The organism is Roseateles asaccharophilus, assembly GCF_031458115.1.
Lineage (GTDB): Bacteria > Pseudomonadota > Gammaproteobacteria > Burkholderiales > Burkholderiaceae_C > Pelomonas > Pelomonas asaccharophilus_A.
In genome coordinates, this window is record NZ_JAVDXV010000012.1 from 40,683 (window position 1) to 53,755 (window position 13,073).

Annotated in this window: 10 protein-coding genes; 3 read left to right on the top strand and 7 right to left on the bottom strand. The window is 68.3% G+C overall.

Annotation, left to right across the window (positions count from 1 at the left end; genetic code table 11):
* Positions 1 to 61 precede the first annotated feature (61 nt).
* Both J2X21_RS25145 and J2X21_RS25150 read right to left on the bottom strand, forming a co-directional pair.
* Complete coding sequence (locus J2X21_RS25145; RefSeq protein ID WP_310332884.1) at positions 62 to 2,329, bottom strand: TonB-dependent receptor plug domain-containing protein; 2,268 nt, start codon at positions 2,327 to 2,329, stop codon at positions 62 to 64.
* A 170-nt stretch (positions 2,330 to 2,499) separates the two neighbouring features.
* Complete coding sequence (locus J2X21_RS25150) at positions 2,500 to 4,827, bottom strand: Tex family protein (RefSeq protein ID WP_310332885.1); 2,328 nt, start codon at positions 4,825 to 4,827, stop codon at positions 2,500 to 2,502.
* Positions 4,828 to 5,079: 252 nt separating this feature from the next.
* On the opposite strand from J2X21_RS25150, the gene J2X21_RS25155 reads away from it, so the two are divergent.
* Positions 5,080 to 5,964, top strand: a complete 885-nt coding sequence (locus J2X21_RS25155) for a hypothetical protein (protein ID WP_310332886.1) — start codon at positions 5,080 to 5,082, stop codon at positions 5,962 to 5,964.
* Positions 5,961 to 7,133, top strand: a complete 1,173-nt coding sequence (locus J2X21_RS25160) for a hypothetical protein (protein ID WP_310332887.1) — start codon at positions 5,961 to 5,963, stop codon at positions 7,131 to 7,133. Before J2X21_RS25155 ends, J2X21_RS25160 begins: the two co-directional genes overlap by 4 nt.
* Position 7,134: 1 nt before the next feature.
* Here J2X21_RS25160 and J2X21_RS25165 read toward each other — a convergent pair whose 3' ends face one another.
* The 5 genes from J2X21_RS25165 to J2X21_RS25185 all read right to left on the bottom strand — a co-directional run bounded on the left by J2X21_RS25165 (position 7,135) and on the right by J2X21_RS25185 (position 11,858).
* A complete protein-coding gene (locus tag J2X21_RS25165) occupies positions 7,135 to 8,139 on the bottom strand; it encodes a PEP-CTERM sorting domain-containing protein (RefSeq protein WP_310332888.1) in 1,005 nt (334 codons plus the stop codon).
* A gap of 93 nt (positions 8,140 to 8,232) precedes the next feature.
* On the bottom strand, positions 8,233 to 9,486 hold the full coding sequence (locus J2X21_RS25170) for a TIGR03862 family flavoprotein (protein WP_310332889.1): 1,254 nt from the start codon (positions 9,484 to 9,486) through the stop codon (positions 8,233 to 8,235).
* A gap of 19 nt (positions 9,487 to 9,505) precedes the next feature.
* Complete coding sequence (locus J2X21_RS25175; RefSeq protein ID WP_404666577.1) at positions 9,506 to 10,390, bottom strand: SDR family oxidoreductase; 885 nt, start codon at positions 10,388 to 10,390, stop codon at positions 9,506 to 9,508.
* A 2-nt stretch (positions 10,391 to 10,392) separates the two neighbouring features.
* Positions 10,393 to 10,839 (bottom strand): GNAT family N-acetyltransferase, encoded by a 447-nt coding sequence (locus J2X21_RS25180; protein WP_310332891.1) that lies wholly within the window; start codon positions 10,837 to 10,839, stop codon positions 10,393 to 10,395.
* A complete protein-coding gene (locus J2X21_RS25185) occupies positions 10,839 to 11,858 on the bottom strand; it encodes an NADP-dependent oxidoreductase (RefSeq protein ID WP_310332892.1) in 1,020 nt (339 codons plus the stop codon). Before J2X21_RS25185 ends, J2X21_RS25180 begins: the two co-directional genes overlap by 1 nt.
* Positions 11,859 to 12,061: 203 nt before the next feature.
* Here J2X21_RS25185 and J2X21_RS25190 point away from each other — a divergent pair, with 203 nt between their 5' ends.
* Entirely contained in the window at positions 12,062 to 13,057 is a 996-nt protein-coding gene (locus tag J2X21_RS25190) for a PEP-CTERM sorting domain-containing protein (protein WP_310332893.1), read from the top strand.
* Positions 13,058 to 13,073 lie beyond the last annotated feature (16 nt).

Consider the following 13,073-nt stretch of genomic DNA (forward strand, 5'->3'; position numbering starts at 1 on the left):
CGCCCTACAAGATAGCCGACGCTGGCCGCATCGCCTGACGCGGTCGGGACGGCGCTGGGCCTCAGAACTTGTGCTCCCAGTTCACGGCGTACCAGGCGACGGGCTGGCGGCGGTTCAGCGCGAAGTCAGGCGACCCGGTGTAGGTCACATACGAGCCTTGCTTGGGCTGGAACAGGCCGTTCACGCTGACGCGGACGCTGTCCTGCTTGCTGACCTGCATCATGGCGAACGCATCCAGCGAACGTGCTGCCAGGCTTTCCTGGCTTTGCAGGTTGGTCTGCTGCACGTCGAACTTCGGCGCGATCTGGGCGCTGAAGCCCATGCTGATCGGCAAGGTCTTCATGCGGTAGTCCGCGCCGAAGTTGAGCTGCCAGGGCTGCTGGCCTTCCAGGCGGTTATCCGGGCCGATGATGTCGTAGACCTTGGAGCGGTACAGGTTTAGCGATGCACGCAGGCTCAGTGCCGTCGCCGGGTCGAACAAGCTGGGGAAGAGTTCGCCAGCGCGGCCCTTGACCTCGAGTTCGAGGCCTTGTGTCGTCGCTCTGCTGAGGTTGATCGGCTTGGCGACCCAGCGAGCCTTTTCAGCCCAGAAGACGTTGTTCTCCTTGACGAGCGAGTTGCGCACAAGGCCCGTAATGCGGCGATGGAACATGCCGACCGAGATCATGCCGCCCGCGGGCAGGTAGCTCTCCCAGGCGATGTCGAGGCCTGTTGCCAGCTCGGGCTTGAGGTCGGGGTTGCCGACGCGGTCCGGCGCCGACTGCGTGTTCTCGACCGCTACGCGCGGCCCGCCCGGGTCTCCTACCGCGAGGCTCGTGGCCGGGTAGTCCGTGTTGATGCTGGGTCGCGCGATCAGCTGCTGCACGTCCGCCGCCTTGTAGCTGCGCGTCAAGCTGGCACGGACCATGTCGCGGCCTTTTGGGTCCGGCTTGAAGTTCAAATGAAGCAAGGGAGTCGTCACCTTGCTGGTGCTGTTGAACTCGCTGCCCACACCCTCGCTGACCGTCTTGATCTGCTCATGGCGGACGCCGAAGTAGGCCGACCATTGCTTGTTGATCTCCCACTCGTCCTGTCCGTAGAGGGCAGTGCGGGTGATGGTCGCGTTGAAGGGCTGGCCTTCCAGGCCGGGCAGCAGGTCCTTGACCACGCCGGTGACCGGGTTCCGTTCGACGGTGCTGCGGACTTCATCGCGCGTGCGGCGCTCGATCTCGCTGCCGACGGTCACCGTGTGCGCTTCACCGGCGTACTGGCTGTATTTGCCCGACAGCGTCGTGTTGCGGTTGCGGTTGTCGCCCGTCGTGGTGCGCTCGATGACGGGCACGCCGTCCTTGTTACGACCGAAGAAGTTGAAGTTGAAATCGGCGCCGCCGCTACCCGTGCCGGCGCGCAGCTCGATGCGGCGATCTTCGCCGAAGCGGTTGTTGTACTGCAGGTTGACGCGGTTGGCGGAGAACGTGCCTCGGTTGCGCGTCTCGTCGAGCACGCTGACCGGCCGCACGCTCCTGGCCGGGTCGAAGAACAGTTCCTGCGTCGTGTTCTCGCCTTCGTTGCGGAAGCTGTTCTGCACGAAGAAGCCCTGCACGGTCAGCGTTTCGTCGTCGCCCAGTTTCCAGTTCAGGCGCGGAGACACGTTGAAGCCGCGGCCATGGGCGCGGTCCCAGCCTGCACTGCTCAGGCGGGTCGCGCCGCCATCGCGTAGCCGTTCGCTTTCCGTCTCATTGACGAAGTTCCACTGGTAGACCGAGATTGGCAGCACGAAGCCCAAGCCGCCCACCACGCGGTCGCCATAGGTGAACCCTGCGTTGATGACCGGCTTCTCGCTGGCGTAGGCCAGGCCCAGCCGCAGGTCCTTCTGCACGACGCGCGGCGCGTCCTTCAGGATGATGTTCAGCGTGCCGGCAATGGCCTGGGCGCTCTGGTCAGCCGTCGGTGCCTTGGTGACCTCCAGGCGCTCGACCTGGGCGGGGTTCAGGTTGTCCAGGCTGAATCCCGGGGGCGCCGGCTCGCCGTTGACGAGGATCTGCGTGTAGGCGCCGCCCAGGCCGCGCATGCGCAGTTGGCCGCCGGAGACGTTGATGCCGGGCAGGCGCTTGAGCACGTCGGACAGCTGCGTGTCGCCGTACTTGTCCAGCTCGTCGCGGCCGTACAGCTGCTTGGCCACCGGCTCGCGGCGGCGCAGGTCGGTGTCGGTCTGCTGGCGGGTGATCGACACGCGCTCCAGCTGATTGTTGTTCTGGGTGGGCGACGTGGCGGCGCGGTCGACCTCCTGCTGGGCCAGGACCAGCGTGGGGCACAGCAGACACAGCGAGGCGAGGGTGAGGGTTCTCAAGACGGGCTCCGGGGATTCTTTGCGGCGCGGACCATAGCGGCGGGAGCGACACAACGCAGCGGTGCTGCGACCAACTGCGATTTGCGAGGCACCAAGCGACGGCTGGGCGTACGGGCCGCATGTTGGCGGCCCCATGTGTCAATGACTAAGGTCAGGCCTTGACTGTTGTTTCAGCGCTTGAGCTTGGCAAAGGCCGCGGCCATCGCGTTGCCGCCAACGGGCTGCGCGTCGCGCCCACCGCCGCCGGCGCGCTCGTTGCGGGCGGCCGGGCGGAAGGCGTTGTCGGTCTTGGGGCCACGCGGCGCCTGCGCGTCCAGCTTCATCGTCAGCGAGATGCGTTGGCGTGCCAAGTCCACCTCCAGCACCTTGACCTTGACGATGTCGCCGGTCTTGACCACTTCGCGGGCATCGTTGACGAACTTGTTGCTCAGCTGGCTGACGTGGATCAGCCCATCCTGGTGCACGCCCAGGTCCACGAAGGCGCCGAACTGGGCGACGTTGCTCACCGTGCCTTCCAGCAGCATGCCGGGCTGCAGGTCCTTGACGTCCTCGACGCCGTCGTTGAAACGGGCCACCTTGAAGTCTGGGCGCGGGTCGCGGCCGGGCTTCTCCAGCTCGGCCAGCACGTCCTTGACCGTGATGACGCCGAACTTGTCGTCGGCCAGCAGCTCGGGCTTCAGCGTGCGCAGCACTTCGCTGCGGCCCACGATCTCGTCGGCCGTGCGTTTGAGCTGTGCCAGCGCCTTCTCGACGATGGGATAGGTCTCGGGGTGCACGCCGGAGAAATCCAGCGGGTTGTCGCCACCGCGGATGCGCAGGAAGCCGGCGGACTGCTCGAAGGTCTTGGGGCCCAGGCCCGTCACGTCCAGCAGCTGCTGGCGGTTGCGGAAGGCGCCGTTGGCGTCGCGCCAGCGCACGATGGCGCTGGCCACCGACGCCGACAGGCCCGACACGCGGGCCAGCAGCGCCTGCGACGCGGTGTTCAGGTCCACGCCCACCTTGTTCACGCAGTCCTCGACGACGGCGTCCAGCGCGCGCGCCATCTCGCTCTGGTTCACGTCGTGCTGGTACTGGCCCACGCCGATGCTCTTGGGATCGATCTTGACCAGCTCGGCCAGCGGATCCTGCAGGCGGCGTGCGATGGACACGGCGCCGCGCAGCGACACGTCCAGGTCGGGCAGCTCCTTGGAGGCGAACTCGGAGGCCGAGTAGACGGATGCACCGGCCTCGCTGACCACCACGCGCTCGATCTTCACGTTGGCGTCCAGTGCCTGCAGCTTCTTGATGAGCTCGCCCGCCAGCTTGTCGGTTTCGCGGCTGGCCGTGCCGTTGCCGATGGCGATGAGGTTCACGCCGTGCGTCGCGCACAGCTTGGCCAGGGCGTGCAGCGAGCCGTCCCAGTCGCGGCGTGGCTCGTGCGGGTAGACGGTGGCCGTGTCCAGCACGCGGCCGGTGTCGGAGACGACGGCCACCTTCACGCCGGTGCGGATGCCGGGGTCCAGCCCCATCACCACGCGCTTGCCGGCGGGTGCGGCCAGCAGCAGGTCGCGCAGGTTCTCGGCGAACACCTTGATGGCGGTGGCCTCCGCCGCCTCGCGCAGGCGGGCGAACAGGTCGCGCTCCAGGCTCAGGCTCAGCTTGACCTTCCAGGTCCAGCCAACGGTCTTGCGGATCAGCGCGTCGGACGGCCGGTTGGCGTGGCGCCAGCCCAGGTGCGACGCAATACGCCCCTCGGCCAGGCCTGGCTGGCCGGCGACGGGCTCCTCGTCCAGCACCAGCTTGGCGTCCAGCAGCTCTTGCGTGCGGCCGCGGAACACGGCCAGCGCGCGGTGCGACGGCACGGTGCGGATGGGTTCGGCGTAGTCGAAGTAGTCGCGGAACTTGGCGTTGTCGGGCAGCTCGCCGTTCTTGCCCTCCATCAGCTTGGACTGGAACAGCCCTTCCGCCCACAGCCATTCGCGCAGCTTGCCCACCAGCACGGCGTCCTCGGCCCAGCGTTCGCTTAGCAGGTCGCGCACGCCGTCCAGCACCGCGTGGGCATCGGCAAAGCCGGCCTCGGCGTTGACGAACTTGGCGGCCTCGGCCAGCGGCTCCAGCGCCGGGTCGGCGAACAGCTGGTCGGCCAGCGGCTCCAGTCCGGCCTCGCGGGCGATCAGGCCCTTGGTGCGGCGCTTCACCTTGTAGGGCAGGTAGAGGTCTTCCAGCTCCTGCTTGGTGGGCGCGCTGCGGATGGCGGCCTCCAGCTCGGGCGTGAGCTTGCCCTGTTCGTTGATGCTCTTCAGCACGGCTTCGCGGCGCTCGCCAAGCTCGCGCAGATAGGCGAGGCGTGCGTCCAGCTCGCGCAGCTGGATGTCGTCGAGGCCGTCGGTGGCCTCCTTGCGGTAGCGGGCGATGAAGGGCACGGTGGCCCCGCCGTCCAGCAGCTCGACGGCGGCCTGCACCTGGGCGGGCCGCACCTTCAGTTCGGCGGCGATTTGGGAAACGATCAAGTGATCCACAACAGCGACTGCAAGGACAAAAACAAGGGGCGGCAGTTTCCCACAGGGGTTCTGGCGAAACGTAAGCGAGCCGCTGCGCGGCTCTCAGGCCTTCCGGCCTGCTGATGCGGGTCGCATCAATTCACGTTTTCCTGTCCCGTCGGCCCGTGATGGGTGGCGGCGGTTTCTGCGGGTTACCGAGGGTTTGCCTCGACATGTGGCTCCATACAGTCGCCAGCGCAGTACCGACAACGACATCAACAGGAGACAAGAATGGGACGATTCCTTCCCCGGCGCTTTCTCGTGGTCCTCGGTATCGCGACGCTGGCTGGCGCCGCGCTCGCGACGAACTACTCGCTGTGGATCAACGGCCGCACCGGCGGCGGCGTGGCCGGCAACTATGCCGACTTCACCTACTGGGGCCCCGGCAGCACGGCGGCCGGCGTCAACAAGAAGGCCGTCAACTGGGACGGCTACAACCGCATCTCCGACCAGAACTACCTGATCCGCAACGCGCTGGACTGCTACTGCACCGGCCCCAACTGGTGCTACGTGGCCGTGCACAGCGCGGGCAATCTGATGATCGGCTACACGCTGTCCATGTACGGCGGCTCGGCGCGCTACAAGAAGAACGCGACGCCCGGCAGCGATGGCACCTGCGCCAATAGCGACGGCACGACGCAGACCGGCTGGAACATCAAGTGGGTGGACGTGGCGGCCGGCGCGGCCGGCGGCAGCGAACTGGCCAACGCGGGCGACTGGGCGCTCTCCGAGCCGCTCGTGGCCGACCTGAAGACGGCCACCGCGCGGGCCATGTACGACCACAACAACACGCGCGGCAAGATGTTCTATCTGTGGGCGGGCGCCAAGGGCACGGCCTACTCCTTCGTGCTGCCCGGGCAGGACGACGAGGCCATCGCCTATCACTCGGCAGGCGGCATTTCCGGCAGCGGCGGCGGCAGCTACTGCAACCCCAGCGACTGGCTGTGCAACGACCTCACGCTGGGCACGGCCGCGGCCGAGGGCGGCAAGGCCAAGTGGACCAACCATTCGGTCGTCTTCCGTGACACGTCCGAGGCCTACAACCACTACACGAACGGCAACTGGCAGGGCACGGTCGGCCTGGTGCGGACCGACATGGTGAACTTCGCGAAGTGAAGCCCGCCGCATGGCTGGCCGGCACGGTGCTGGCCGGCGTGATCGCCTGGTGGGCCTGGCCCAGCCAGGCCGTGGCGCCGGCATCGGTGGCGGATGCGGCGACACGGCCGCATCTCGCGCTGCCCATGCCGTCGGCCAGCGCTGCCGCGTCGCGCCCGGCGGGTTCGCCGTTCACCGACGTGGCGCTGCGTGAGCGGCTTGCGCAGCGCGAACTGCTGCAGCAGCGCCTGGAGCGCGCCCGCGTCGCGCTGGACACGTATCGCGCGCAGACGCGCTACCCGCACGAGTCGCGCCCGATTGCCGAACATCCCGACCAGGTCCAGCCCTTCGCGCCGGTGCGCGAGAGCCTGCCGCTGCGCTTCCCGGGCAGCAAGGCGGCCGTGCCGGGCGTGCGCATCGTCACCACGCAGGACCGCGTGTTCATGAGCGGCGACGAGACCGTGACGGTCAGCGTGGCCGCGCAGGACGATGCCGGCAATACCCTGCCGCTGCTGATCACGCGCGCCGTCGCCTTCGACCTGCCGGACCCGCGCCAGGCGGCCGGCCGGCCGCAGCTGGCACTGGACTTCACGGGCCGGGACGGCGTCTACAGGGCGCGCCTGCAGCCGTCGCAGACCGTGTTTGCGGACTTCGCCGGCACCGTGCGTCTGCAGGTCATGCTGAACCAGGAGGGGCGCCAGGGCGTCGTCAACTTCGACATCGTCTACCAGCCGCTGGTGCCGGCCGACTGGGGCGCCATCATGGAGCGCCTGGCCGACGGCTCGCTGGACTTCATGGTGGGCCTGAACGTGAGGCAGGCCGGCCGCTACGTCGTCGACGCCCGCGTGGACGACGCGCAAGGCCGGCCGTTCGCGCTGGTGTCGTTCAACGAGGAACTGGGCACCGGTGCGCAGACCGCGCGGCTGCGCGTGTTCGGCAAGCTGCTGCGCGACGGCGCGCCGGCCATGCCGCTGAAGCTGCGCGACCTGCAGGGCTTCCTGCTGCTGCAGGACCGCTTCCCCGACCGCGCGATGCTGCCGCGCCGCGAGGGCGTGGTGCACCGCAGCGGCAGCTATGCGGCCAAGAGCTTCTCCGACGCCGAGTGGAGCAGCGAGGAGCGCGAGCGCTACCTGGCGGAGCTGGGCAGGGACGTCAGCCAGCTGGAGGGGCAGTTGGCCCCGCGCCCCTGAATCAGCGCGCGTTCCGGCGCCGCAGCGCGAGGCCCGCGAGACCCAGTGTCAGCATCAGGGCAGGCGCCGGTTCCGGCACCGGCGAGACCGCGTTGAAGGGCAGCGTCGCGCCGCCATCCAGCGATACGCCGGTCACTGCCAGGCTGTGCGAGAAATCAGCCACGCCTCCGTTCTGCGCACCGGTGAAGAGCAGCACGCTGAACGAGTAGAAGTAGCGGCCGCATGCGGGCGAGATCGGCTTGTCGCAGTTGATCTGCGTGCCGTGGGACGTCACCTGCAGCGAGGCGTGCACGTCCAGGGATGTCGTGATCGTGTCGGTCTGCGCGCCGAAGGCGTCCAGGTGCGTCTGGGTGCTGGACTTCAGCGTGCTGAGCTGAAGGAGCGCGGCATCGGCGTCGACTCCTTCGGCCAGCGCACCCAGGCCAGCGGCTTCCATCGTGGCCACGTACTCGGCCGTGCTCATGCCGGTCGTCGATCCGAGCGCCAGCGCGGCCACCGCCGCGCCCGAGCGGCCGGGATCGCCCGCACGTTCGCCCAGCGTGCGCAGCTGGCCATTGAGCTGGATGTTGAACTTGAAGGCGGTGTCCTGGTCCAGCATGGCCCAGTAAGAGATCACCGAGTAGCCGACCGACACGGTGGACGCGCTCGCCGCGTTCAGCGGATCGCGCGCCGAAGCGCTGGCGCCCAGGCTGGTCGGCGATACGCGGGCGAAGGCCGAGCCCAGCTTGCTGCCGGAGGTCTGCGAATCTTCGATGCTGCGCGTCAGCTCGGCAGCGGAGGGCAGGAAGCGCCAGTCGACAGCCTGGCTGAGATTGCCGTCAATGATGCTGCCGGCCACCACGGCATTGCCGCCGATGTACCACTGGTTGAGTTCCAGCCCCCACAGGTTGGACAGATCAGGGATGCTGATGGGCAGCGCGGGTGGCGCGACATCTGCCGCGGCGGGGCGCGGCGTAAGCATGGCAGCGAGGCTCAGGGCCAGCAGGGTGGGGCGCAGCAGTTGCATCAGACCAGACCGTTAGACGATGACGCCGAAGTCTATGGAGGCGATGCGCCCCGGCACCGTGAAATCGGCACCGCGGTTTGTGGGATGGACTCGCTAGGCTCGCGAGGCCAGCCAGTGAGCCAACCCCTGCGCGGCAGCGCGGCCACTGGCAAAGCAGGCCGTCAGTAGATAGCCACCGGTCGGCGCTTCCCAATCCAGCATCTCGCCGGCGACGAACACGCCGGGCAGGGCGGTCAGCATCAGGCCGTCGTCAAGCGCCTCGAAGCGCACGCCACCGGCGGTGCTGATCGCCTCGGCCACGGGCCGCGGCGCATGCAGCGTCAGCGGCAGCGCCTTCAACGCTGCGGCCAGCGTGGCCGCATCCAGCATCTGTTCGCGCGTCAGCAGTTCGTGCAACAGGCCCATCTTCAGCGGGCTCAGATGCAGCCGGCTCTTCAGGTGCGAGGAGAGGGAGCGGCTGCCGCGCGGATGCTTCACCTCGGCCAGCACGCGCTCGGCCGTCAGCTGCGGCAGCAGGTCCAGTTGCAGCGTTGCATGGCCGGCGCGGGCGATCTGCTCGCGCAGCGCGCTGCTAGCGGCGTAGACCAGCGAGCCCTCGATGCCGCTGGCCGTGATGACGAATTCACCCGCGCGACTGGCAAAGCCGTCGGTGGCCAGTGCGACCGGCTTGACCGGCTGGCCGGCGAACTCGGTGGCGAAGCGCTCGCTCCAGCCGGGGCTAGCGGAATGTGCCGTCGTCGGACCCACGTCGAAGCCGCAATTGGCCGGCTGCAGCGGCGCCACATCCACGCCGCGTGCAGCCAGCCACGGCGCCCAGGCGCCGTCAGAACCCAACTGCGGCCAGGAGGCGCCGCCCAGCGCCAGCAGCGTCGCCTGCGGTCGGGTGAGGTTTTCGCCGTCGGGCGTGTCGAAGCGCAGCGCGCCGTCGTCGCTCCAGCCCGTCCAGCGGTGGCGCATCGCGAACTTCACGCCGCGGGCGCGCAACCGTTGCAGCCACGCGCGCAGCAGCGGCGCGGCCTTCAAGTCCTTGGGGAAGACGCGGCCCGAGGTGCCGACGAAGGTGTCGACGCCCAGACCGGCGGCCCATGTGCGGAGCGCATCGGCATCGAAGCCGCGCAGCAGCGGCTCGATCTGAGGTGCGCGCGCGCCGAAGCGGCCCACAAAGGGCTCGAACGGCTCGGAATGGGTCAGGTTCAGGCCGCCCTTGCCGGCCAGCAGGAACTTGCGGCCGACGGAGGGCTTGGCGTCATAGACCGTCACGGCGTGGCCGGTGGCGGCCAACACCTCGGCAGCCATCAGGCCGGCGGGGCCGCCGCCGATGATGGCGATGGAAATCGGGGAACTCATGCCCCGATTGTCTGCGCTGCTACTCGGCGCGCAGCTTGGCGCGCAGCCCGGCGCCGATCTCGGGCCGGTCGGCGAAGGCGTCGGTGGGATTGCGCTGCAGCATCACGTCTTCCATGCGCGTCTGCACGCCGGCCAGCGCCTGCGGGTGGCTGAAGATGTAGAACTTGTTGTGGTCGATGGCGTCGAACACCAGCGCCGCGACGTCGGCCGCGGTCAGCTTGCCGGAGGACACGGCCTTGTCGGTCTGGGCTTGCGAGATCAACTGGCTCTTGGTGGGCTTGGCACTGGCGAATTCGGCCGGCCGGTTGCGGTGGCTCTGGCTGATGCCGGTGGGCACGAAGAAGGGGCACAGCACGGACGCGTGGACCTGCTCCGTCACCAGCGACAGGTCCTGGTACAGCGTCTCGGACAGCGCCACCACCGCGTGCTTGGAGACGTTGTAGACGCCCATGTTCGGCGGGTTCAGCACGCCGGCCATGGACGCCGTGTTGACGATGTGGCCCGAGTAGGCCGGGTCGGCCTTGGCGGCGGCCAGCATCAGGGGCGTGAACAGGCGCACGCCGTGCACGACGCCCATCACGTTGACGCCCATGACCCATTCCCAGTCGCTTAAGGAGTTCTCCCAGATCAGCCCGCCGGAGCCGACGCCCGCGTTGTTGAAGACGAAGTGCGGCGCGCCAAAGCGCTGCTGCACGGCGGCGGCCAGCGCCTCCATCTGGTCGGCCTTGGCGACGTCGACGACGCGGGACAAAACCTCCACGTCCGTGAACTCGGCAGCCGCCTTGTCCAGCGCGTCGGCCTGCACATCCACGAGCACGAGGTTCATGCCGCGCTGGGCGGCGAGGCGGGCGGTTTCCAGGCCGAAGCCGGAGCCGGCGCCGGTGATGACTGCGGTCTTTTTCAAGGTCATGTCTCCTTGCGCATCTCCACGTGGGGAATGCCGTCTTCCATGTATTGCTCGCCGACAGGCGTGAAACCGAAGCTGTCGTAGAAGCGCTCCAGGTGCGCCTGCGCATGCAGCGTGATCGCGTGGCCGGGCCACAGGCGCTCGCATTGCGCGATGGCCTCGGTCATCAGCAGGCGGCCGGTGCCGCCGCCGCGCGCCGTGGGCGATGTGACGACGCGGCCGATCAGCGCGTCGGGCGCCTTCACGCCCGGCGGGATCAGCCGCGCATAGGCCTTGATCTCGCCGTCATCTCCACGGCCCAGCAGGTGCGAGGTCTTGGGGTCCAGGCCATCGATCTCGAGGAACACGCAGTTCTGCTCGACGACGAAGACCTCAGAGCGCAGCTGCAGCACGTCGTGGAGCTGCTGCACGCTCAGCTCGGCAAACGGCAGGCAGGTCCAGCGCATCAGATGAGCTTGACCAGCTGCTTGCCGAAGTTCTTGCCCTTGAGCAGGCCCATGAAGGCCTCGGGCGCCGCGGCGATGCCATCGGCGATCGATTCGCGGTACTTGAGCTTGCCGGTAGCGACCAGGCCGCCCAGCTCCTTCAGCGCCTCGGGCCAGACTTCCATGTGCTCCGACACGATGAAGCCTTCGACCTTCATGCGGTTGACGAGGATCAATTGCGGCGCGGCCATAGGGATGGGCTGGCCGTCGTAGCCGGAGATCATTCCGCACATCGCGATGCGGCTGAACGCGTTGGCCCGCAGCAGCACGGCGTCCAGGATGTAGCCGCCGACGTTCTCGAAGTAGCCGTCGATGCCGTTGGGGCATTCGGCCTTCAGCGCGGCCGACAGCGACTTCACGTCGCCGTGCTGCTTGTAGTCGATGCAGGCGTCGAAGCCCAGTTCCTCGACGACGTAGCGGCACTTGTCGGCGCCGCCGGCAATGCCCACGGCGCGCGCACCGCGCGCCTTGGCCAGTTGGCCCACGGCCGAACCGACCGCGCCGCTGGCGGCGCTGACGACCACCGTCTCGCCGGCCTTGGGGTTGATGATCTTCACGAGGCCGTACCAGGCCGTGACGCCGGGCATGCCGACGGCGCCCAGGTAGGCCGACAACGGGATGTGCGCCGTGTCGACCTTCTGCAGCACGCCGCGCTGGCTGGCGTCCACGGTCTGGAACTCCTGCCAGCCGCCCATGCCGACGACCTTGTCGCCGACCTTGAAATGGTCGTTCCTGGACTCGACCACCTCGCCGACGGTGCCGCCAATCATCACTTCATCGAGCGCCTGCGAGGCCGCATAGCTCTTGCTGTCGTTCATGCGGCCGCGCATGTACGGGTCCAGGCTCAGGTAGTGGTTGCGCACGCGCACCTGGCCGTCGGCCAGTGGCGCGAGGGCGGCCTCGACCAGGCGGAAGTTGTCGGGACTGACCTCGCCCTTGGGACGCGAGGCGAGGACGATCTGGCGGTTGGTTTGGCTCATGGCGGGCTGTCGGTTCAACAAACAGCTGCCATTGAAGCATTGCCTCGGTAGTCCCCCGCGTCCCAGGGGCGACAGAGATATGGCTAGGGGTGGAGGGCTCTGCCCAGGATCTTCACAATTGGCGGCCACCACCCGTGCAAAGGGTTCCCATGAAGTACCGTCTGTCATCCCTGCTTGCGGCTGTTGCGCCGCTGGTACTGATCATGCCGCCTGCGACAGCCGCTACCTATGGCGTCGGCGTTAACGCGGCCAGCGGCACGATCAACCGTCCCGGCCCGACCAACAACGACTCGGGCAGCGGCCCAGCGGGGCAGTCACGGGCGGTGAACTCCTACCAGGACGAGACCGTCACGCCGGGCGGTTTCAGCAGTGGCTACGGCTGGGGCAGCAGCCAGTCGGCCGCCACGGCCGGCGGGGGTGCCATCCATCTGCTGGCCGAGAGCTCTGCGGCGATGATCAGCACCAATGGTGGCGCCATCGTCGGCACGGGCGGGAGTTCGGCTTGGGGCAGCATCAGCGACAGTTTCGTCATCAACGTCCCGGGTTGCGCGAGCGCCGGCCTGTGTGGGGCCGGCGCGCACGGCACGATGACCTTCGCCATCAACGTCAATGGAGGCATCGGAGGTAGCGGCGCGTACAGCACGAGTACCCCCGGCGGCGGCGTGGGCGGCTGGTCCGGAAATGCGGCCTGGGACACCAGCGGGGGCGTCAACGCGGGGTGGGTGCCTGGCCAGGTACAGCCGAGCTACGTCGAGTGGCTGCGTGGAGAGTCGGTCTCCGAGAACCAGGCCGGCGTCATCCACAGCTCGGTGACGGGCAGCGGCGCAGGCAGTCAGCTCTACACCATCGAGTTCATCTTCGGCCAAAACATCACGTTCAGCATGCTGGGACACGTCTACTCGGGCGCCAGCGTGGGCTACGACTTCTATGCCAGCCAGGGCGGCTTGGGTGGGTCGTCCGCCAGCAGCGCCTTCGCGGCTGATCTCAGCCACACGATGGGTTGGGGCGGCATCGGCGAGCTGCGCGATGCCAGTGGCCAGTTGATCGGTGAGTTCACGGCGCTCAGCGTTAGTGACAGCGGGTTGGACTACCGCTTCGCCGCTGTGGCCGCAGTGCCGGAGCCGGGCACGGTCTGGGCATTGACGGCCGGCCTGGTAGTGCTGGCAGCCAGGGCGCGCCGACTGCGTCGGCACCTCTGATGCTCGAAGGCCGAGT